The organism is Paracoccus stylophorae (assembly GCF_028553765.1).
Lineage (GTDB): Bacteria > Pseudomonadota > Alphaproteobacteria > Rhodobacterales > Rhodobacteraceae > Paracoccus > Paracoccus stylophorae.
This window is the reverse complement of record NZ_CP067134.1, coordinates 3,510,243-3,530,140: the sequence shown is the minus strand read 5'-3', so window position 1 is coordinate 3,530,140 and position 19,898 is coordinate 3,510,243. Positions and strand designations below refer to the sequence as shown.

Annotated in this window: 19 protein-coding genes; 6 read left to right on the top strand and 13 right to left on the bottom strand. The window is 68.9% G+C overall.

Annotation, left to right across the window (positions count from 1 at the left end; genetic code table 11):
• Positions 1-5: 5 nt before the first annotated feature.
• Positions 6-1,601, bottom strand: a complete 1,596-nt coding sequence (locus JHW45_RS17430) for a PAS-domain containing protein (protein WP_272858850.1) — start codon at positions 1,599-1,601, stop codon at positions 6-8.
• Between the two features lie 64 nt (positions 1,602-1,665).
• On the bottom strand, positions 1,666-2,988 hold the full coding sequence (locus tag JHW45_RS17425) for an ActS/PrrB/RegB family redox-sensitive histidine kinase (protein ID WP_272858849.1): 1,323 nt from the start codon (positions 2,986-2,988) through the stop codon (positions 1,666-1,668).
• 96 nt (positions 2,989-3,084) lie between these two features.
• On the opposite strand from JHW45_RS17425, the gene JHW45_RS17420 reads away from it, so the two are divergent.
• The 3 genes from JHW45_RS17420 (at position 3,085) to JHW45_RS17410 (ending at position 4,731) form a co-directional block, all read left to right on the top strand.
• On the top strand, positions 3,085-3,717 hold the full coding sequence (locus JHW45_RS17420; protein WP_272858848.1) for an SCO family protein: 633 nt from the start codon (positions 3,085-3,087) through the stop codon (positions 3,715-3,717).
• Positions 3,718-3,788: 71 nt separating this feature from the next.
• Complete coding sequence (locus JHW45_RS17415; protein WP_272858847.1) at positions 3,789-4,343, top strand: ActR/PrrA/RegA family redox response regulator transcription factor; 555 nt, start codon at positions 3,789-3,791, stop codon at positions 4,341-4,343.
• A 76-nt stretch (positions 4,344-4,419) separates the two neighbouring features.
• Complete coding sequence (locus JHW45_RS17410) at positions 4,420-4,731, top strand: H-NS histone family protein (RefSeq protein WP_272858846.1); 312 nt, start codon at positions 4,420-4,422, stop codon at positions 4,729-4,731.
• A 30-nt stretch (positions 4,732-4,761) separates the two neighbouring features.
• Here JHW45_RS17410 and JHW45_RS17405 read toward each other — a convergent pair whose 3' ends face one another.
• Genes JHW45_RS17405 through JHW45_RS17395 form a run of 3 tightly spaced genes read right to left on the bottom strand, consistent with a single transcriptional unit; the run spans position 4,762 to position 6,492 of the window.
• On the bottom strand, positions 4,762-5,382 hold the full coding sequence (locus JHW45_RS17405) for an HD family hydrolase (protein ID WP_272858845.1): 621 nt from the start codon (positions 5,380-5,382) through the stop codon (positions 4,762-4,764).
• 12 nt (positions 5,383-5,394) lie between these two features.
• Positions 5,395-5,913 carry a protein-export chaperone SecB gene (gene secB / locus JHW45_RS17400; protein WP_272858844.1) on the bottom strand — a complete coding sequence of 173 codons (519 nt, stop codon included), beginning with the start codon at positions 5,911-5,913 and terminating at the stop codon, positions 5,395-5,397.
• A gap of 57 nt (positions 5,914-5,970) precedes the next feature.
• Positions 5,971-6,492: an FxsA family protein gene (locus JHW45_RS17395; RefSeq protein WP_272858843.1), complete on the bottom strand. Its 522-nt coding sequence runs from the start codon at positions 6,490-6,492 to the stop codon at positions 5,971-5,973.
• A 110-nt stretch (positions 6,493-6,602) separates the two neighbouring features.
• Between JHW45_RS17395 and JHW45_RS17390 the strand changes: the two genes are divergently transcribed.
• Positions 6,603-7,256 carry a Tim44/TimA family putative adaptor protein gene (locus JHW45_RS17390; RefSeq protein ID WP_272858842.1) on the top strand — a complete coding sequence of 218 codons (654 nt, stop codon included), beginning with the start codon at positions 6,603-6,605 and terminating at the stop codon, positions 7,254-7,256.
• On the top strand, positions 7,256-7,876 hold the full coding sequence (locus JHW45_RS17385; protein WP_272858841.1) for a Smr/MutS family protein: 621 nt from the start codon (positions 7,256-7,258) through the stop codon (positions 7,874-7,876). The genes JHW45_RS17390 and JHW45_RS17385 overlap by 1 nt, the downstream gene beginning before the upstream one ends.
• Here the strand turns inward: JHW45_RS17385 and JHW45_RS17380 are convergent, their stop codons facing one another.
• From JHW45_RS17380 to hslV, 3 genes are all read right to left on the bottom strand, one after another.
• Positions 7,877-8,056 (bottom strand): PLD nuclease N-terminal domain-containing protein, encoded by a 180-nt coding sequence (locus JHW45_RS17380; RefSeq protein WP_272858840.1) that lies wholly within the window; start codon positions 8,054-8,056, stop codon positions 7,877-7,879.
• A gap of 59 nt (positions 8,057-8,115) precedes the next feature.
• Positions 8,116-9,423 (bottom strand): ATP-dependent protease ATPase subunit HslU, encoded by a 1,308-nt coding sequence (gene hslU / locus JHW45_RS17375; RefSeq protein WP_272858839.1) that lies wholly within the window; start codon positions 9,421-9,423, stop codon positions 8,116-8,118.
• An 82-nt stretch (positions 9,424-9,505) separates the two neighbouring features.
• On the bottom strand, positions 9,506-10,063 hold the full coding sequence (hslV, locus tag JHW45_RS17370; RefSeq protein ID WP_272858838.1) for an ATP-dependent protease subunit HslV: 558 nt from the start codon (positions 10,061-10,063) through the stop codon (positions 9,506-9,508).
• 97 nt (positions 10,064-10,160) lie between these two features.
• Between hslV and JHW45_RS17365 the strand changes: the two genes are divergently transcribed.
• Entirely contained in the window at positions 10,161-11,075 is a 915-nt protein-coding gene (locus tag JHW45_RS17365) for a hypothetical protein (RefSeq protein WP_272858837.1), read from the top strand.
• Between the two features lie 18 nt (positions 11,076-11,093).
• Here the strand turns inward: JHW45_RS17365 and trxA are convergent, their stop codons facing one another.
• From trxA to tsaE, 5 genes are read right to left on the bottom strand one after another with little or no spacing between them, the layout of a single operon-like run.
• Positions 11,094-11,414, bottom strand: coding sequence for a thioredoxin (gene trxA, locus JHW45_RS17360; protein WP_272858836.1), 321 nt, complete (start codon positions 11,412-11,414; stop codon positions 11,094-11,096).
• Between the two features lie 58 nt (positions 11,415-11,472).
• A complete protein-coding gene (gene addA / locus JHW45_RS17355) occupies positions 11,473-14,847 on the bottom strand; it encodes a double-strand break repair helicase AddA (RefSeq protein WP_272858835.1) in 3,375 nt (1,124 codons plus the stop codon).
• On the bottom strand, positions 14,837-17,785 hold the full coding sequence (addB, locus tag JHW45_RS17350) for a double-strand break repair protein AddB (RefSeq protein WP_272858834.1): 2,949 nt from the start codon (positions 17,783-17,785) through the stop codon (positions 14,837-14,839). The genes addA and addB overlap by 11 nt, the downstream gene beginning before the upstream one ends.
• Positions 17,778-18,446 (bottom strand): nucleotidyltransferase family protein, encoded by a 669-nt coding sequence (locus tag JHW45_RS17345; protein WP_272858833.1) that lies wholly within the window; start codon positions 18,444-18,446, stop codon positions 17,778-17,780. Before JHW45_RS17345 ends, addB begins: the two co-directional genes overlap by 8 nt.
• Positions 18,434-19,843, bottom strand: a complete 1,410-nt coding sequence (gene tsaE / locus JHW45_RS17340) for a tRNA (adenosine(37)-N6)-threonylcarbamoyltransferase complex ATPase subunit type 1 TsaE (protein WP_272858832.1) — start codon at positions 19,841-19,843, stop codon at positions 18,434-18,436. Before tsaE ends, JHW45_RS17345 begins: the two co-directional genes overlap by 13 nt.
• Positions 19,844-19,898 lie beyond the last annotated feature (55 nt).

Here is a 19,898-nt window from a genome sequence, read left to right as displayed (position 1 = left end):
CGGTCTCAGTCGGCACCGACGGCGCGGGCGCGTTCGGTGCGCGTCTCGGCCACCGAAAGGGCGGGATCGCGCATCGCCTCGGGCCGGCGAAAGCGCAGCAACTGGCGGCCGCCGCCCAGGCGCGACACCGTCCATGCCAGAAGACCGCCATCGGGGCCGGTCATGGCGCCGTTGTCGCGGGCCTGGTCATCGCTTTGCGTCAGCCGCGCGCGCAGGGCGACAAAGCCCGCGCCGGCGTCGATGCGCGATTCCCACTGCGCCAGCGCGTCGGCCAGCGTGTCGGCGGCCTTGCCCCACAATTCGCGATAGGCGCGGTTCTGCATGATCAGCTGGCCGTTCGGCGCGAACACAGCCAGCGCATCCTCGATCCCGTCCAGAACATGGGTGCCCAGAAGCAACTCGGCCCGGAACTTGCGCGTGGACGAGATTTCCCTGGTGATGTCCTCGAACATGAAGGCGACGGCACCGTCGGGATGGGGCCGGCCGGTCACGCGATAGGTCTGGCCGCCGGGCAGCGACCAGGTTTCGGAATGGTGGCCCGTGGCCGCCGCGCTTTCCAGATTGGCCATCTGCTGACGCCAGCTGCGGAAATCCTTGGGTTCGGGCACCATCCGCAACTCGCGCAGCTTGTCCAGCAGGTCGAACAGGGTCGGCCGCGCGGTCAGGAAGCCGGTGGGCAGGCCGGTCAGGTCGATCAGCGCCGGGTTGAACAGTTGCAGATGGCGCTGCCGGTCGAAGATCGCCAGCCCGGTGGGCAGGTCGGCGAAGGTCTTGGTCAGCGTCTGCACGAATTCGCGCAGGCTGCGCTCGGCCCTCACGGCGGCGTCGGCGGGCAGGGCGAACATCATCGTCTGATCGCCCATCCGGTGGCTGTGGCAGTCATACCACGATACCGCGCCGTTGTTTTCCAGCGCCGCGCGCCGGGTCGAGGTGCCGGCCCCCGGCACCGGGCGCGGCGTGTCCAGCAGGCGCGGCAGCGGCCATCCCAGAACGCCGTCGCCGCGCGCCTCGGCCCGTTGCAGATAGGCGGCGTTGGCCCAGGTCACACGCTCGGCCTCGTCCTGCCGCCACACCAGCATGGGCGTCTGGTCCAGCGCCCGGCGCAGCAGGTCAAGCTCGTCCTCCATCGCCTGCTGCGACATCGAATCGACCACGATGCCGGCATTCTCGGCCTCGGGGTCGGTGATGGCGATGCGCAGCAGATCGTCGCCCAGATCCTCGGCCACGACGCGCAGCATGGCGCTGCCGCTGCCGATGGTGCCCACCGCCTCGATCCGGCCCAGACGGTCGATCTGGTCCAGCCGCGCGCCCAGGTCGGGAAAGCGCGGCCCGATCCATTGCAGCACGCGCTGCCAGTCGTTGTCGGGGGCGGTGATCCGCGACAGCAGCGTGCGCGCCGGCGCCGTCGCATCGACAAGCTGGTGCTTGCGGAACAGGAAGACCATCGGTTGCAGCCGCGTATCCAGCCGGTTGGCGCGGCCATGTCCGCGCCACCCCGCACCGCCGCGATCCCAACGCCGCAGCACCGCAATCGCCAGCAAGACCGAAAACGTCCCTGCAAGAAGCGCCGTGATCGCCGTCACACCCGTTTCAACCGTCACAGAATCCGATCCTCCTGCATTTTGTCCGACCATAAGGCGACGGTGTTTAACAGAAAGTTAAACCTTACGGCAGAAACATCGGATTCTCGCCCAACGGCGCGCGCTGTTCGGCCAGGATGCGATGCAGCGGCCACCGGACCGTCACCATCGCGCCGGGTCCGCCATTGGCAAAGGTCAGCCGCGCGCCCGACCGTTCCAGCAGCGTCTTGGCGATGAACAGGCCCAGCCCCATCCCCTCGTAATCGCCGCGCTGCGCGCCGCCGCGCCGGCTGGTCAGATAGGGATCGCCGATCCGGGGCAGCAGCGCGGACGGATAGCCGGGGCCGTCGTCGCGGATCGTCACCGTCAGGTGACTTGCGCTTTCGCGTCCCTCGATGACGACGCAGGAATGGGCGAAATCGACGGCGTTCTGGATCAGGTTGCGCAGCGCGTGGATCACCGCCGGGTCGCGGCGGATGCCCGGCCCGTCGGCCACGATCTGCACGGTTGGGCCGCGATTCGCGTGCGGGCTGGCCGCGTCCTCAAGAACCGCGCGCAGGGGGGCTGTGCGCAGCATCAGATCGTCCTTGCCGGCCTGACCCATGCTGCGCAGGATCGCGCCGCACCGGTCGGCCGATTTCTGCAACGCCATGGCGTCGTCGCGCAGGTCCGGCCTGTCGGCCAGCTCGTCCGCCAGCTCGCCCGCGATCAGCTTGATGGTGGCCAGGGGTGTGCCCATCTCGTGCGCGGCGGCGGCCACCACGCCGCCCAGATGCTGCAACCGCTGTTCGCGGGCCAGCGCCATCTGCGTGGCAAACAGCGCGTTCGATGTCTGGTCCAGTTCCAGCGCCACCCGGTGCGTATAGCCGCCGAAGAACGCCACGCCGATGATCAGCGCCAGCCAATGCGCCAGCGTCAGCATCGGCGCCAGCTTCAGCGGCTGTCCCTGCGCATCGTGCAGCGGCACCGCCAGCATCGCCGTCAGGGTGATCAGCACCACCGTCGCCAGCCCCAGGGCCAGCGTCTGCCGGGACGTAAGCGAGGTCGCCGCGACCGTGACCGGCGCCAGCACCAGCAGCGCGAAGGGGTTGGACATGCCGCCCGTCAGCGCGATCAGCGCCGAGATCTGGACCAGATCGAACGCCAGCTGACCGACCGCCAGCCGCGGAGAGATGCGGCGCGGCGGGTTCACGAACAGCCATATATTCATCGCCCAGGCGGCCGCGATCAGCAGCAGCACCGGCCCCCACGGAAACATGATGTCCATGGCCCGCGCCACGATCACCGCGGTCAGCTGCCCGCCGATCGCGACCCATCGCAACAGGACGACGGTGCGCATCCGGATCGGCTCGGGGTTGCGCGGTCTGGTCAGGGTGGCAGAGGGGGCCGGGCCGTCGGGCGCGCTCATCTGGGGTTCCGATGCGACATTGCTTCACTTGATACCCGTCCTGCGATGGGCGATCAATGCGCGCGAAACATGCCGCGCAATTGCGAAGGAAAACCGATGCCAGACCGCAAGATGCTGCTGATTACGGGAACGGTGGCCGCCGTGACGCTGCTGATCGCCGGCGGCGCCTATGTCTTTGTCCAGCAATCGGGCGACCGTTTCGCCCAGTGTCGCGCCAGCACCGTCGCCGGCGGGCTGGACAGTTTCGGCACCGATTTCACCCTGACGCGCGACGATGGCCAGCGCGTGACCGCCGATGAAGTCTTTACCCGGCCCACGCTTCTGTATTTCGGATACACGTTCTGCCCGGATGTCTGCCCACTGGACACCGCCCGCAATGCCGAGGCGCAGGCGCTGCTGGCCGAACAGGGGCGCGATGTGCAGACCGTGTTCATCACCGTCGATCCGGCGCGCGACACGCCGCAGGTTCTGGCCGATTTCACCGATCTGTTTTCCGACGACATGATCGGGCTGACCGGTTCCACGCAGGAAATCGCCGCGGTGAACAAGGGCTGGCGCAATTATTTCAAGCTGCACGACGATCAGGACGACGAATATTATCTGGTCGATCACATGACCCACACCTATCTGGTCATGCCCGGAAACCGGACGGTCGAATTCTTCCGGCGCGAGGTCACGCCGCAGCAGATGGCCGAGGGCGTCGGCTGCTTCCTCGACGCGGCGTCCTGACCCGTTCGACTTGCGCCGGACGCGCTTCATGCCCAAACATGCGCTATCGCGGCGGCATGTGAGGACACGAGATGAATGATCAGCAAGCCGACAGGATCGGCGCGGACCCGTCCCTTCTGCTGGTGGATGACGACGAACTGTTCGTGACGCGGCTGGCGCGCGCGATGGAAAAGCGCGGCTTCCGGCCGCGCACCGCGCTGAGCGTGGCCGACGCCATCGCGCTGATCGGCCAGCAGCCGCCGGCCTATGCGGTCATCGACTTGCGGCTTGAGGATGGCAGCGGTCTGGACGTGGTCGAGACGCTGCGCGCCGCGCGCGAGGATGCGCGCATCATCGTGCTGACCGGCTATGGCGCCATCGCGACGGCGGTGGCGGCGGTGAAGATGGGCGCCACCGATTATCTGGCGAAACCCGCCGATGCCAATGACGTGATGGCCGCGCTGCTGGCCAGCGGCGAAACATTGCCGCCCCCGCCCGAAAGCCCGATGTCGGCGGATCGCGTCCGGTGGGAACATATTCAAAGGGTTTACGAACAATGCGACCGGAATGTCAGTGAAACGGCGCGGCGATTGCATATGCACCGCCGCACCCTTCAGCGAATTCTTGCCAAGCGCGGTCCAAGATAGATTTCGGATATTTCGTCTTGAAACTTTTCGGTTCTGATATAGTTTCCGCATCATGACGAAAATGAAAGACGAAAAGATGAATACCGACTTCGATAACATGTCGCTAAAGGAAATGCGCGATTTGCGCGCCAAGCTGGACCGCGCGATCAATTCCTATGAGGATCGCAAACGCCGCGAAGCCCTGAATGCCGTCGAAGAGGCCGCGCGCGAGCATGGCTTCAACCTGGCCGATCTGACCGGCGGCAAGGCGCGCCGCGCCGGCACCGTGCCGCCGAAATACGCCAACCCGCAGGACCCGACGATGACCTGGACCGGACGCGGACGCAAACCGCGTTGGGTGCAGGAAAACCTGGATCAGGGCAAGCAGTTGGAAGACCTGCTGATCTGACGGACAGACTGCCGGACCGCGCGGAGGGTATCAGCCGCCGGAACCGGTTCCGGCGTCGATCATCCCGATCAGCGCCTCGAAACGGTCCAGAAACGCCCGCCGCACCTCGACCGGCGGGCGCAGATCCAGGTGCAGAGTCGACAGGATGGCTTCGTTCTGCAACGGGAAAAGACGCCGCGCCTCGGGTTCGGCAAAACCGGCGATCCGAACCGCCTCAAGCCGTGCGGAAATGCGATCCGCCTGTTTGATCCGTCTTTTGATCGCCGGCGGCAGGGCGGCGGGCAGGCCGAAACGGCGGTGAATTGCCGCCGCCAGCCTTTCATCCATCGCCCCATATTCGCGGCCCAAGGCCGATTTGACCGGCGATATCATGTCGCCGATCACATATTCAGGCCCATCGTGCAAAAGCGCGGCCAGACGCCATTTCGGCTCGCAACCCGCATTCAGCCGCGAGAATATATCCTCGACCAGCAGCGAATGTTCGGCCACGGAATAGGGCCAGTCGCCATGGGTCTGCCCGTTCCAGCGCGCGACAAAGGCCAGCCCGTGCGCGATGTCGGTGATCTCGATGTCGAACGGCGTCGGGTCCAGAAGGTCAAGGCGCCGGCCCGACAGCATGCGCTGCCAGGCACGACGCGGCCGCGGCGGCATATCGGTTTGCCGTCAGGACAGTTTCTGATCGGCCGGCGCGCCGGTCTCGGCCTGCGACTTGGCCCTGCGCGCCAGTTCCTGACGATACAGCGCCACGAAATCGACCGGGTCCATGTTGAACGGCGGAAAGCCGCCATCGCGGGTCAGATCCGAAATGATCCGGCGCACGAAGGGAAACAGCATGCGCGGACATTCGATCATCAGGAACGGGTGCATCTGATCCTCGGGGACGCCTTCTATGTGAAAGACGCCGCCATAATCCAGCTCGGCCAGAAACATCGTCTGGCCGTCGCCCTTGTTGACCGAGGTGACGCGAAATTTGGAAATCACCTCGTACTGGTGTTCGGTCTGCCGCTTGCGGGCGTCCAGGCTGACCTGAACGGTCATCTCGGGCTGAACGTCGCCCTGCGGCGCGCCCTTGGTGGCGACCGCGTTCTCGAAGGACAGATCGCGGATATACTGCGCCAGAATCTGCATGCGGACCTGAGGCTGCGTCTGCGCCTCGCCGTTGGGGGTATTCTCGTCAGCCATGATGCTTCCTTGCCGGTTCGAAGTTGCACCCGGTTCTATCAGGGGCGTCAACCGGCCTCAATGCCGCGTCCAGCCCGACGTGCCGCCGCGGCCGGGATCGCGGGGATGATCGGGCGGCGCGGACGGGCGGCGCGGCGCGTCATCCTCGACGACATAGTCGCCGTCGATCACGCCGTCGCCATGCGGCGGCCGATGCGGTTCGCGACGCATCCCCCCCATCTCGACGCGGGTGACGCGGACGCGCCGCGCGATCTGGCGCATGACCCCATCGCGCACCGCCGGGATCAGCAGCAACAGCCCAAGCGTGTCGGTGAAAAACCCCGGCGTCAGCAGCAGCATGCCGGCGACCAGGATCATCACGCCATGGGCCAGTGGCCGCGTCGGATCGCGCATCTCGCTGAAGCTGCGCTGGATCTCGGCCCAGGCATGGGCGCCCTGGCTGCGCATCAGCGCGGTGCCGACCAGGGCGGTCAGCACCACGATGGCCAGCGTGGGCCACAGGCCGATCAGACCGCCGACCTGAATGAACAGCGCGATCTCGACGATCGGCACGGCCACGAACAGCCAGAAAAGCCACATGCGAATTCCCTTTCTGCCGGCGCGCAAACTGGACTTGGCCCGGCCCGGCCCCTACATAGTAATGCAGAGCAGAGATACCAACCGATCTGACCAGAATCGAGGCTGTCGCCATGTCCAACCCGCTGATCCAGTTGCTTGTGCTGGCCGCGATCGCGATCTTCCTGATCCTGCGGCTGCGCAATGTTCTGGGCACGCGCGACGGCTTCGAACCCACCAAGGTCGAAACGTCCGAGCCCAAGCGCCGTTTCGAGGTGATCGAGGGCACCGCCGAGGAACCCGATCACGACATCATCGACCACGCCGAACCCGGCAGCCCCGCCGCCGAGGCGCTGGCCGCGATGAAACGGGCCGAGCCGTCCTTCGGCGTTCACGATTTCCTGACCGGCGCGAAATCCGCCTATGAGATGATCCTGATGGCGTTCGAACGCGGCGATCTGTCCGAGGTGCGGCCGTTTCTGGACGATCCCGTGGCCGAGGCGTTCCAGTCGGTCATCGACGCCCGCAAGGCGCAGGGCCAGACCGTCGAGGCGCAGTTTCTGGGCATTCGCGACACCGCGCTGGCAGGGGCGGAATTCGACCGCGACAGCGGCGAGGCCGAGGTCTCGGTCCGGTTCGTGGGCGAACTGATCGCCGCCACGCGGGATGCCGACGGAAACGTGGTCGAGGGCGAGCCGAAAACCCCGCGCAAGCAGCGCGATGTGTGGACCTTCGCCCGCCGCATGGGCCAGAACGACCCGAACTGGCAGCTGGTCGCCACCGGCTGATGTCACGGCGCCGGCGTCGTCTGTCCGCCGAGGAACGGGCGTTGTGGGACCGCATCGCCCGCAGCGCCACACCGCTTGATCCCGACACGCGGCCGCATCCCAAGGCCGATCCCGGCGCCGATTCGTCGCGCCATGTCCGCCAGACGCCGGCCCAGCCCGCCCCCGATCCGGCCGCGACCTCGGGCACGATGTTCCGGGTCGGTCAGGCGACCCGCCCCGGTCCGTCCATGCACGACCGTGCCCCAAGCCCGGCGGAACGGCTGTCGGGCGCGCCGGTGCGGATGGATCACAAGGTGCACAAACGCATGTCGCAGGGCAAGCTGCGCCCCGAGGCGCGGCTGGACCTGCATGGCATGACACTGGCCGCGGCCCATCCCGAACTGATCCGCTTCATCCTGTCCTGCCAGCGCAGGGGGATGCGTCTGGTGCTGGTGATCACCGGCAAGGGCAAGGGCGGGCACGGCCCGTTGCCGACCCGGCCCGGCGCGCTGCGCCATCAGGTGCCGCACTGGCTGCACAGCCCGCCGCTGTCGGCCGCGGTCCAGCAGGTCGCCCCCGCCCATTACCGGCACGGGGGCGAAGGCGCCTATTACGTCTATCTCAGACGGGCGGCGGGCTGATCAGGCCGAATAATTCGACTTCGGTCCGGCGAAATACCAGATGATCAGGCCGACAAGGGGCAGAATCGCGATCAGCGCGATCCACAGGATCTTGGTCCCGGTGCTTTCATTCGTGTTGATGACCTGCGCGATTGCCCAGATATCCAGAACGAAGATGATGATTCCGAAGATATATTCCATGATCGCCTTCCCTTGCTGATCCCGCAACGCCAACACCGAACCGGCGCTGCGGGTTCCGCCTACAGAACATAGCGCGACAGATCGGCCGACCGCGCCAGGTCGCCCAGGTTCTTCTCGACATAATCGGCATCGACGCTGACGCTTTCGCCGCTTTTGTCGGGGGCGGCAAAGGACAGCTCTTCGAACACGCGCTCGATCACGGTGTAAAGCCTGCGCGCGCCGATATTCTCGACCGCGCCGTTCACCTCGGCGGCGATGCGGGCCAAGGCCGCGATGCCGTCCTCGGTAAAGCTGACGGTGACGCCCTCGGTCGCCATCAGCGCGCTGTACTGGCGCGTCAGGGCGTTGTCGGTCTCGGTCAGGATGCGGATGAAATCCTCCTCGGTCAGGGCGCGCAGCTCGACCCGGATCGGCAGCCGGCCCTGCAATTCGGGCAGCAGGTCGCTTGGTTTGGCGACGTGGAACGCGCCCGAGGCGATGAACAGGATATGATCGGTCTTGACGGGGCCGTATTTGGTGCTGACCGTCGTGCCCTCAATCAGCGGCAGCAGATCGCGCTGCACCCCCTCGCGGCTGACATCGCCGCCGCGCGCGTCCGACCGCGCGCTGACCTTGTCGATCTCGTCGATGAAGACGATCCCGCTTTCCTGCACCGATTCCAGCGCCGCGGCCTTGACCACCTCGTCGTCCAGCAGCTTGTCGGCCTCTTCCGCGATCAGCAGGTCATAGCTTTCTGCGACCGTCACCTTGCGCCGGACGCGCCGCCCGCCGAACGCCTTCATCAGCCCCGACAGATCCATCATCCCGCCCAGGGATGCGCCCGGCTGGCCCGGAATCTCCAGCCCGCCAAGCGGGTTCGAATGATCCTGCAATTCCAGTTCGATCACCGTGTCGTCCAGTTCGCCGCGCTTCAGCTTGTCGCGGAACATCTGCCGCGTGCCCTCGCGCGCGCCTTCGCCCGCCAGCGCCTCGACCACCCGCTCCTGCGCCGAATCATGCGCCCTGGCCTTCACGGCCTCGCGCATCCGCTCACGCGTATCCACGATCGCGGTATCGGCCAGATCGCGGATGATCTGTTCCACATCGCGGCCGACATAGCCGACTTCGGTGAACTTCGTCGCCTCGACCTTGATGAAGGGCGCGTTGGCCAGCCGCGCCAGCCGGCGGCTGATCTCGGTCTTGCCGACGCCGGTCGGGCCGATCATCAGGATGTTCTTGGGATAGACCTCGTCGCGCAGATCGTCGCCCAGCTGCTTGCGCCGCCAGCGATTGCGCAGCGCGACGGAAACCGCCCGCTTGGCCTCTTTCTGGCCGATGATGAAACGGTCCAGCTCGGATACGATTTCGCGCGGCGTCAGGTCGGTCATGTCAATGCCTCGATTGGCTGTCTTTGGCGTCAAAATATCCCGGGGGTGAGGCCCGGCACGGGCCAAGGGGGCAGCGCCCCCTTTACCCCTGCAACGTCTCGACGGTCAGGTTTCCGTTGGTGTAGACGCAGATATCGGCCGCAATGGCCAGCGCCTTCCGGGCGACCTCTTCGGCGTCCAGATCTGTTTCCAGCAGCCCGCGCGCCGCGGCCAGGGCGAAATTGCCGCCCGAGCCGATGGCTGCGACGTCATGTTCGGGTTCCAGCACGTCTCCCGCGCCGGTCACGACAAAGATCTGGTCGCCATCCGTGACCAGAAGCATCGCCTCAAGATTGCGCAGATACTTGTCCGTGCGCCAGTCCTTGGCCAGTTCGACGCAGGCGCGCTGCAACTGTCCCGGCGCGCCTTCCAGCTTCTTCTCAAGCCGTTCCAGCAGGGTGAACGCATCCGCGGTCGAGCCTGCGAACCCGGTCAGCACCTCGCGTCCGCCTGGCGTCAGGCGGCGGACCTTGCGGGCGCTGCCCTTCATCACCGTCTGGCCCACGCTGACCTGCCCGTCGCCCGCGATCACCACCTTGCCGCCGCGCCGCACGGCCAGGATCGTCGTGCCGTGCCAGCCGGGAAACCTGTCATCCGCCATTCGGGAACCTCCGTTGTCTCGTTCCGGCTCAGATATGGGCGCAGGCCCGGCAGCGCAAGAAGTTGCGCCCGATCGACCCCGGTCCTAGCCTGCGCGGATGAGCCCGCCCCGCATCCTGCGCATCTATCTGCACCCGCCGATCCTGCACACGGCACGGGCCGGAAAACTGGGCTTTCTCAACCGGATGTGCGGCCTGCTGACGGCGCAGGGCTGGCAGGTCCGGATCGCCCGGTCGGGCCGGCAGGCGCGCAGGGACGCGCCGACGCGGCCGGGCTACGGGCTGTTTCACATGGAAAAACCCACCCATGACCGCGCGCTGACATTCCGTCTGGCCTATCACTATCCGTTCTGGCGGCTGGAGGCGGTGGCCGAACGCTGGCGCTGGCCGGTGGCGCGGCGCATCTTCCAGCCGGCGACCGACCCCGCGACGGCGCGCGATTTCGCGCACAGGCTGCGTCGGCGCGTCCTGCCCGGACCCGATCCGTCGCCGGGCGATCACGTGCTGATCCCGCTTCAGGGCCGCATCCGCCAGCAGCGCTCGTTCCAGACCATGAGTCCGGTCGCCATGCTGGACGCGGTGGCGCGCAGCGGCCGGCCCTGCATCGCGACGCTGCATCCCCGCGAACGCTATGACGCGCGGGACCGGGCCGCGCTGGAGGACCTGACGCGGCGCCATCCGAACCTGGTCATCGCCGCGCCGCGACCGGATTTGCTGCGCGGCTGCGCCTTCGTGGCGACCCAGAACAGCGCCGTGGCCTTTGACGGCTATCTTCTGGGCAAGCCGGCGGTGCTGTTCGCGCAGATCGATTTCCATCACATCGCGCTGAACGTGGCCGATCTGGGCGTGGACGAGGCGCTGGCCCGCGCCCCCGACCACCGCCCCGATTTTGCCGGCTATCTGCACTGGTTCCTGCGCGGCCAAAGCCTGGACATGATGGCACCGGACGCCGATGCAAGGCTGCTGACGGCGATGAAAAAAGGCGGCTGGCCCGTGCAGGACCAGCCACCCTGAACCCTTGGCGGGCCGCGATCAGACCGATTCGTCGATCCAGCTTTTCAGCGCGGCTTTCGGCGCCGCGCCCATCCGGTTCGACACGACCTCGCCATCCTTGAACATGAACAGCGCCGGAATCCCGCGCACGCCAAGCGCGGCGGCCTGTTCGGGATTCTCGTCCACGTTCACCTTGACGATCTTCACCTTGCCTTCGTATTCGTCCGACAATTCCTCCAGCGCGGGACCGATCTGCTTGCACGGACCGCACCATTCGGCCCAGAAATCGACGATCACCGGGGTGTCGGCCTGACGCACTTCGGCGTCGAATTCGCTGTCATTGACGTGGACGGTTGCCATGCTGATCTCTCCTTGAACGGCGGGGGCCGGGGGCTCCGGCGGTCGGGGTGGAATACAGCTATGGACGCGCGGACGTGGGGTCAAGGGCGGCAGCGACCCGGTCCATCAGCTTATCGGGCAGCTCCATCACGCTGCGCGAAGCGGTCCACAGGATCGCGCAGCGCACCGCGCGGCCGGGATAGATCGCCCGCAGCGCCGCGCGATAGGCGGCCATCTGGCGCAGGATGCCGGTCGGTACATCCTCGGGCGTGGCCGGAACCTGCGCGTTCGATTTGTAATCGACGGCCAGCACCTCGGTCGCGCCGACCAGCAGCCGGTCGATCGTGCCGTGCAGGATGTCGGACCCGTTCAGCGGCGCGGTCAGCCCGACCTCGCGCAGCACGGTCGCGCCGGGCGGCGTCCGCATCACATCGGCCAGCGCCGGGGCGGTGATGACCGCCCGCGCCTCGTCCAGCAGCGCGGCGAATTCCTCGGCGTCGGGCAGGCCGCCCTCGGCCCCGGCCAGGGCCGCGCGGGCCAGGTCCGGCCATCTGTCGGGCGGCGCGTCGGGCAGATGTTCCAGCAGCAGATGCAGCCTTGTGCCGCGCAGCATCGCGGCCTCGTGGTCGGCGTCCGCGACCGGCCGGCCCAGCACCTTGGCCCCGCCAAGCCCGGTCGCCGCAACGATCCGGGGCGGATCGGGCGGAACCGGGGCGGGCGCGCGCGCCCAGTCGGGCACCGCGACCTGCATGGCGGCAGGGCCGTCGGCGCGGGCAGCACCCATGGGCCAGTCGCCAAAGGACAGCCGCAGCGCCGTGCCGACGCCCTCGATCCGGATCTCGGCCCGCTCCAGCGGCGCGCGCGTCGCGCCCTCGACGATCATCGCGTGCCAGCTGTCCAGCCCGCTGCCGGTGTCGCCCGCCGCCGCCACGATCAGCCAGCTTTCCGCGCGCGTCATCGCGACATACAGCAGCCGCCGGCGTTCCTCTTCCTGCAGGCGCTGCTGTTCGGCGACCGCCCTGGCCACCGGATCGGGGCGTTCGGCGGCGATGCCGCGCCAGATCGGTCTGCCGTCCATGCGCACGATGCGGCTGCGGGTGTCGGGGCGACGCTTCATCGTTTCCGGCAGGATCACGATGGGGCTTTCCAGCCCCTTCGCGCCATGCACCGTCATGATCCGGATCAGCCCGCCCGCGCCGCCGGGCAATTGCCGCTTGACCTCGACCTCGTCGCCGGACAGCCAGACCAGAAACCCGGTCAGCGACGGCGTTTCGGCGGATTCGTAGGCCAAGGCCTGCGATAGCAATTCGTCGATCCCGTCCTCGGCCTCCTGTCCCAGTCGCGCGATCAGCGCCGCGCGCCCGCCATGCCGGGTCAGCAGCCGCGAGATCAGGTCATAGGGCCGCAGGAAATCGGTCTGGCCGGCCAGATCGTACAGCACGTCGCGCGCGCGCCCGTGATCCGATTCGCGCAGCTTCTGCCACAGCGTCCGGCGTCCGCGCCCGGCGGCCAGACGGTACAGCGCATCCTCGGACAGCCCGAACAGGGGCGAGCGCAGGGCGGCGGCCAGCGACAGATCGTCCTCGGGCGTGACCAGCACCGACAGGGTCGCGGTGATGTCGCGCACGGCCAGTTCGGCGGCCAGCTTCAGCCGGTCCGCGCCCGCGACGGGCAGGCCGGCGGCCTTCAGTTCGCGCAGCAGATCGTCGAACAGCCCGGCGCGGCGCTGGACCAGGATCTGGATGTCGCCGGGGCCGACCGTGCGCGTCGCGCCGGTTTTCGCATCCGGCAGCGGCGTGCCGATCATCGCCGCGATCTGCGCCGCGATCGCGCGCGCCAGCACAGTGTCGGCGGCATTTTCCGCCGGCGCATCGACCGGCCGCGTCCAGTCGCCGGGATCGGGCTTGTCGGGTTCGGGCAGCGGCGGCCAGATATCGACCCGGCCCGGCAGCGCATCGCGAAAGGCGATATGGCGCGGCGGATCGCCCAGACCCTGTGCCGCATCGTCCCGGAACACCGCATCGACCAGCGACAGGATCGCCGGCGACGAGCGGAAGGAATGGGTCAGGTCGCGCTGCTGCATCGGCTGCTGCACCGCCCGGAAATCGCGGTCGAAGCGGGCGCGCATCTCCTCGAACACGGCGATGTCGGCACCCTGGAAGGAATAGATCGACTGCTTGGGATCGCCCACCACGAACAGCGTCCGCGTGCGGTCCTGCGCGCCCGCGCCGCTGGTGAATTCGTCGGTCAGGCTGCGGATCACCTGCCATTGTTCGGGGCTGGTGTCCTGCGCCTCGTCCACAAGGATATGGTCGATCCCGCCATCCAGCCGCCACAACACCCATTGCGCCATGCTGGATTCGCGCAAAAGCTGCGCGGTCCTACGGATCAGGTCGTCGAAATCCAGCCAGCCCTGCGCCGCCTTGCGCCGCGCCAGACGGCGGGTGAATTCATGGGCAAAGCGGTGCAGCGCCAGCGTCTTGTCCGCCAGCGCCAGCGCCAGGGCATCGGCGCGCGCGTCCTGCACGCGCAGCATCAGATCCTCCAGCTCCGCCATGAAGGGCGCGCAGGGCCCGGTGCGCAGCGCCTTGGTCGGCAGCTTGCCGATCTTGGCGGTGAAGGGTGCGGCCGTGCCGGACCCGGTCAGCAGCGCGCCGGTCAGCAGGTCCAGCTCGGCCAGGCCCGGCGCGCGCCAGTTGCCGTGGCGCAGCCGCCCGGCCAGCCTGAGGTCGGTCGCCGCGCCGGTCTGGAAAATCGGCAGCAGCGCGTCGAACAGATCGCCCTCGCCGCCCGAAAAGACATGGTCCAGCAGACTGTCCAGCGTCAGACCGGCGGGCAGGTCCAGCGCGGCGCGGATCGCCTGCGCGTCGGGCGCGCGTTCATGGTCGGCCTGCGACAGCCCGGTCAGGAACGCGTCCAGATTGTCGCCGCCATGCAGCGCGGTCAGGTCGTCCATCGCCGGGTGGCCGTCACGCGCCATCTCTTCGACGATCTCGGCGCGCAGCGCACGGGCGCTGCGGTCGTCCAGCTCGGCAAAGCCCATCGGCACGCCGGCCTCCAGCGGGAAACGCCGCAGCAGGGTGGCGCAAAAACTGTGGATGGTCTGCACCTTCAGCCCGCCCGGCGTCTCGATGGCGCGGGCGAACAGCCGCCGCGCCTGCGCCAGATCGGGCGCCTCGCCCGCGCCCAGATCGGCCAGGGCTGCGCGCAGGTCAGGCTCGGGCAGCATCGCCCATCCGCCCAGGCGCCGCAGCAGGCGGTTCTGCATCTCGGTCGCCGCGGCCTTGGTATAGGTCAGGCACAGGATGCGTTCGGGCGCGCAGCCCGACAGCAGCAGCCGCGCGACCCGGTCGGTCAGCACCCGCGTCTTGCCCGACCCCGCATTCGCCGTCAGCCAGGTGGACCGCAGCGGATCGGCGGCGGCGATCTGGTTCAGCGTCGCGTCATCCGTCATGTCCGACCCTTTCGGGATGCGCGTCGTCGGCCAGCGTCCATTCGCCATAGCGGGCAAGATGGTCGTAATCGCCGGCCCAGGCGCGCAGCTGCGGCGCGCGGATCGCGGTGAACCCGGTGCCGCCGGTCAGATAGGACGCGATCAGCCGCACGAAGCCGTCCCATGTCTCGGCCTCAAGCTGCGCGGAATACTCGCGCTCATGCGTGCCGCCCTCGCCGCCAAGCTGGATATAGCGGATGCCGGCCACATCGACCGGCCCCAGATCGGGAAAGCCGCCGCGCCGCGCCATCGCGGCTTCCAGCACAAGCTGCTTGTCGAAATGCGCGATCTGCCGGTCCGTCGGCGGCTTGCCGGATTTGTAGTCATAGATCATCACCCGCTGATCGTGCAGCAGGTCGATCCGGTCGGGCTTGGCCGTCAGGCGGAACGTCATCCCCGCCACGCCGACCGCGCCGCGCTGTTCGATCACCTGCGGGCTGCCCTCGGCCAGCCGGGCCAGTTCGTCGGCCACGATCCGGTCCGCAATGGCCGTCATCCGCGCCTGCCAAAACACGCGGGCCGAGGGCCAAGGCACCTGATCCTCCAGCACCTCGGCGGTGATGCGCAGGAACGTCCGGCGCAGCGCATCCGGCGGCGTGTCGGCCTGCGGGCGGGTCTTCAGCATCCGCTCGACGATGGTATGCAGCGTCTGGCCGCGCAGCGCGGCGTCGGGTTCGGGGCGCAGCGGGTTCAGCGGACGCAGCCCCAGCACCCGTTTGGCATAGACCGCATAGGGGTCGCGGATCAGCAGCGCCACGTCGGTGACGGGCAGTTCGTCGAAGGCCGGCGCCGGCGGAACGGGCGAGGGGCGGGGCGCGGGCGTCACCCGCGCTGCGGGCCGGGCCAGCGCCTCGGCCAGCGCCAGCCAGTCCCGGCCGCGCGCGCGCATCGCCCTAAGCGCCTCGGCGCCGCCGCGTTCGGGCAGGCCGGCCATCAGGTTCGTCAGCCGGTTCAGCCAGCGCGAGGGGATGGTTTCCGCCTCGGCGTTGCGCCGCGCGCGCGTCAGGATCACCCGCGCCGCGCCCATCCCCTGCTGGAAATCATGCGCGGCCAGCCCGATCTGCCGTTCGGGCAGGGTCAGCCCGGCCTGCAACCGCATCTGCCGCGACAGCCACGGATCGGGGGTCAGGGCCTGCGGCCAGCCGCCCTCGTTCAGGCCCGACAGGATGATCGTGCCGGCGCCCGCGATCCGCGCCTCGCGCGGGCCGCGGATCTTCAGCAGCGGGTGATGTCCGGTGTCGCTCCGGTCGGCCAGCGCCTGCATCTCGTCGTAGATCAGGCTGGCGAAATCCCCCGGGTCCAGATCCGGCCCCTGCGCCGCATGATCGGCCAGATGGTCCATCACCGCGCGCGCCAGCCGCCCCGGCGTCTGCGCCCACAACTCCGAGGTCTCGGCGTCCCCGTCCGGCCCCGCCGCCAGCGTATCGGCCAGGCCGCGCAATTCGGCCAGCCGGTCGGCGATGGGGCGGGCATCGGCATTGTTTTCGACCAGCTTGAAGCGGTCCGCGCTCCCCGCGACCCAATGCCCCCAGATCTTGCGCAGATCGTCGCCCCGCGTCGCCCAGTCGCGAATCGCCTGGCCAGTCGGAAAGGCCGGTCCGCGCCGCCGCAGTTCCAGTTCCAGATCCCTGGCCTGACGGCGCGCCTCGTTCGCGCCGATCAGGGGCGATCCGGTCGCGGTCAGCGGATGTTTCAGCAGGATCAGCAGCCGGTCGATGGTCAGCGGCTGGCCGAACAGCCCGGCGATGTGGCGCAGCAACAGCCCCTGCGGCGTCTGCGGCAACGGCCGCCCGGCGCTGTCATCGGCCCGCAGATGCCAGCGATCCAGTTCCGCATTGACCCGCCGGATCAGGCCGCGATCGGCGGCGATCAGCGTCACCGGCTGCGAGGTGCGGGCCGCATCGCGCATGACCAGCGCGATGGCTGCGGCCTCGTGTCCGGGCTGATCGGCCTCGATCAGGGTCAGCCCGGCGCAGGCCGGCCCCAGATCGGGCAGCGCCGGCCCCTCGGCGATCCATTGATCGGTGACCGGGGCCGGTCGCAGCGCCAGCGACACCAGCCGGTTGCGGTCGGGCGCGGCGGCGCGCGCGTCGGTCCAGGCGCGGGGCCGCCCGACCGCCGCGATCAGGGGCGCCAGCCGCGCCTGCGGATGATCCTCGGAGGTGACGTCCAGCCGGTCCCACACCTCTTGCGGCTGATGGGCGTCGAAGCCGGGCACCACGACCGCGCCGTTGGGCAGCCGCGCCACCGCCTGCATGAACAGCCGCGTCGCCCCGTGCGAGCCGGTCGATCCGGCCACGATCAGCGGGTCGGCCGGCAGATCGCGTCCCGCCGACCAGTCGGCAAGACAGCGTTCGGCGGCGGCGCGCTGGCGGGCGGCGCGGTCCACGACCTCGCCCGACAGGTGGAACCCGGCGGCGATGCGCAGAAAGGCCAGCGCGTTCTGCCAGTGCCGCGCGTGATCGCCGGTGTCGATCCGTTCCAGCGCGTCGGGGCCGCAGCCCTCGGTCTGCATCTCGGTCATCAGATCGGCCAGCGACCGCGCAAGGTTCGGCACCGAATGTCCCGCCGCCAGATCCGGCCGCTGTCGCAGCAACACGTCGATCAGCCGCGCCAGTTGCAGCCGTCGCGCCAGCGGCGCGGCCAGCGGACCCATCCCCGCCGCCGGCCCCGCGCCCAGATCGGTGACGACGCGCAGTCGCGGCAGCAGCAGCGGGCCGTGGCCGTCGAAGGCCGCCTGCAACGCGGTCAGCGTCCGGGTCGAGTTGGCATAGATGGTGACGCGGGCCACGGCCTCGGGCGGCTGGCCGGTCATGCGATCCAGAAAGCCGCGCACGAATTCGCCCGCGAAATCGACGCCGGGCGGCAGCGCGAACAGGCCGTTCTGCCAGTCAGCCATGCAGCAGCGCCTCGGCCAGCGGGATCGCGTCGGGCCGGCCCACATCGCACCAGCCGCCGGGATGGACCGTGCCGAAACCGGTTCCGCGCGCAATCGCCGCGTCCCAGACCCGGTTCAGCGAGAAGACGTCGTCCGTGATGTCGGCCAGCAGGTCGGGGTCGACGATCTGCGCCCCGGCATAGACGAAATCGCCGCGGCGCGCGATCCGGCCCGCGCCGTCCAGCGCGAAATCGCCCGCGCCCTGCCGCGCCGTCGCCCGGTCGATGGGCACCAGCGCCAGCAGCGCCTGCATCCCGTCGCGCCATTCGCGGGCCAGCGTTTCCAGCGGGTTGGGTCCGGTCCAGACCACGTCCGGGTTCAGCGTCATCACAGGCCCCGACCCCAGCAGGGGCAGCGCCTTGCGCAAACCGCCGCCGGTATCCAGGATCGCGCCGGCCTCATCGCTGATCGCCACGTCCTGACCGGCCAGATGATCCGCGATCTGCTGGCCCAGATAATGCGTGTTGACCGCGATGGGCGCGCAGCCGGCCTGACGGCCCAGATGCAGCGCCCGATCCAGCAGGGTCTGGCCCGCGACCTCGATCAGCGGTTTCGGCCGGGTCTGCGTCAGCGGCCGCATCCGCGTGCCCAGACCGGCGGCAAAGATCATCAGCGGGCGCATCGGCGGCGGATCCTGTCAAGCGTGGCCCCGTCCGGCGCGGGCAATCCGGTCAGGGTGCGGGCCAGCGGCGCCAGCGCGGGATGGGCCAGGTTGCGCTGCACATAGCCCCACACGCGCGGCATGAAATCAAGATAGCGTGGCTTGCCGTCGCGCACGCAAAGCCGCGTGAAGATGCCCAGGATGCGCAGATTGCGCTGCGCCCCCAGCAGCGCATAGGCGGCGCGGAACCGTCCCTCATCCAGCCCGGTCGCGGCCAGATAGCGGGCGATGCTGGCCGTCTCGATCGCCGGGGCGACCTCGTGGCGGGCATCTTGCAGCACCGACACCAGATCATAGGCCGGATGGCAGGAAACCGCGTCCTGATAGTCGATCAGCCCCAGGGGCGCCTCGCCGCGCCAGATCAGGTTTTCGGCATGAAAATCCCGCAGGGCAAGCACCGGCGGCTGGTCTGCGGCCAGATCGGCGTGAAGCGCGGCGATGACGGGCGCGATGTCGCGGCCGAAACCGTCCGTCTGGTCCACCGCCTGCGGATACCAGTCGGCAAACAGCCCCGCCTGTTCGGCCAGCGCCGGCCCGTCCAGCGCCGGGACGAAGTCCGGCACCTCGTGGCGGTGCAGCGCGACCAGCAGATTGGTGATCCGGTCATGGATCGCCTGCGCCTGCGCCGGCCGGTCGCGCAGCACCCGCGCGACCAGATCGTCGCCCAGATCCTGAACCAGCAGCAGCCCCGCCGCCGTGTCCGCGGCCAGCAGTTCGGGCGCGCCGAAGCCGCGTTCGCGCAGCCAGTGCGTCATCGCCACGAATTGCCCGCAATCGCCCGCCGGATCGTCCATCAGCACCGCAGCCCCATCCGGCCCCGTCAGCCGGAAATAGCGGCGGGCCGAGGCATCGCCCGCCAGCGGCACGACCCGCGCGTCCGCCCATCCGGCACCCCGGACGAACCGCGCCCGCGCGACCGCCCGCGACAGATCGGGGCCGGACAGCGCGATCCGGCGCAGATCCGGGTCATCGTCGGGCATGATCGCGACCGTCAGCGCCGTATCGGGCAGCGTTTCCATCCGGTCCGGCCATTCGATCAGGCAGATGGCGCTGTCACGGGCCTCGTCCAGGCCCAGCTCGTCCAGCTCGGCCGGATCGGTCAGGCGATACAGGTCGGCGTGCCAGACCTCGGTCCCCATCGGGTCGTCATAGGTCTGGACCAGCGTGAAGGTCGGGCTGGGCACATCCTCGGCCGCCGGCCCCTGCCGGGCGCGGATGAAGGCGCGTGCGAAATGGGTCTTGCCGGCCCCGACCGGCCCGTCCAGCAGGATCGTGTCGCCGGGCCGCGCGGTGGCGGCCAGCATCCGCGCCAAGGCGGCAGTCATGTCTTGATCGGCGGTCAGGCGCAGTGTCGTCATGCCCTGCTTCTAGCCCGTTGGCGGGCTGGTGCAAATGCGTTCCGGCATGCGATGA

Excerpts from the sequence above, each read along its gene's own strand:
- JHW45_RS17405 (WP_272858845.1), bottom strand. The coding sequence starts at position 5,382 with ATGCCGCCGCGGCCGCGTCGTGCCTGGCAGCGCATGCTGTCGGGCCGG.
- secB (WP_272858844.1), bottom strand. The coding sequence starts at position 5,913 with ATGGCTGACGAGAATACCCCCAACGGCGAGGCGCAGACGCAGCCTCAG.
- JHW45_RS17345 (WP_272858833.1), bottom strand. The coding sequence starts at position 18,446 with ATGCGCCCGCTGATGATCTTTGCCGCCGGTCTGGGCACGCGGATGCGG.
- hslV (WP_272858838.1), bottom strand. The coding sequence starts at position 10,063 with ATGGCGGATGACAGGTTTCCCGGCTGGCACGGCACGACGATCCTGGCC.
- JHW45_RS17420 (WP_272858848.1), top strand. The coding sequence starts at position 3,085 with ATGCCAGACCGCAAGATGCTGCTGATTACGGGAACGGTGGCCGCCGTG.
- JHW45_RS17380 (WP_272858840.1), bottom strand. The coding sequence starts at position 8,056 with ATGGAATATATCTTCGGAATCATCATCTTCGTTCTGGATATCTGGGCA.
- JHW45_RS17385 (WP_272858841.1), top strand. The coding sequence starts at position 7,256 with ATGTCACGGCGCCGGCGTCGTCTGTCCGCCGAGGAACGGGCGTTGTGG.
- addA (WP_272858835.1), bottom strand. The coding sequence starts at position 14,847 with ATGACGGATGACGCGACGCTGAACCAGATCGCCGCCGCCGATCCGCTG.
- hslU (WP_272858839.1), bottom strand. The coding sequence starts at position 9,423 with ATGACCGACCTGACGCCGCGCGAAATCGTATCCGAGCTGGACCGTTTC.
- JHW45_RS17410 (WP_272858846.1), top strand. The coding sequence starts at position 4,420 with ATGAATACCGACTTCGATAACATGTCGCTAAAGGAAATGCGCGATTTG.
- JHW45_RS17415 (WP_272858847.1), top strand. The coding sequence starts at position 3,789 with ATGAATGATCAGCAAGCCGACAGGATCGGCGCGGACCCGTCCCTTCTG.
- trxA (WP_272858836.1), bottom strand. The coding sequence starts at position 11,414 with ATGGCAACCGTCCACGTCAATGACAGCGAATTCGACGCCGAAGTGCGT.
- JHW45_RS17425 (WP_272858849.1), bottom strand. The coding sequence starts at position 2,988 with ATGAGCGCGCCCGACGGCCCGGCCCCCTCTGCCACCCTGACCAGACCG.
- JHW45_RS17395 (WP_272858843.1), bottom strand. The coding sequence starts at position 6,492 with ATGTGGCTTTTCTGGCTGTTCGTGGCCGTGCCGATCGTCGAGATCGCG.
- JHW45_RS17390 (WP_272858842.1), top strand. The coding sequence starts at position 6,603 with ATGTCCAACCCGCTGATCCAGTTGCTTGTGCTGGCCGCGATCGCGATC.
- tsaE (WP_272858832.1), bottom strand. The coding sequence starts at position 19,843 with ATGACGACACTGCGCCTGACCGCCGATCAAGACATGACTGCCGCCTTG.
- addB (WP_272858834.1), bottom strand. The coding sequence starts at position 17,785 with ATGGCTGACTGGCAGAACGGCCTGTTCGCGCTGCCGCCCGGCGTCGAT.
- JHW45_RS17365 (WP_272858837.1), top strand. The coding sequence starts at position 10,161 with ATGAGCCCGCCCCGCATCCTGCGCATCTATCTGCACCCGCCGATCCTG.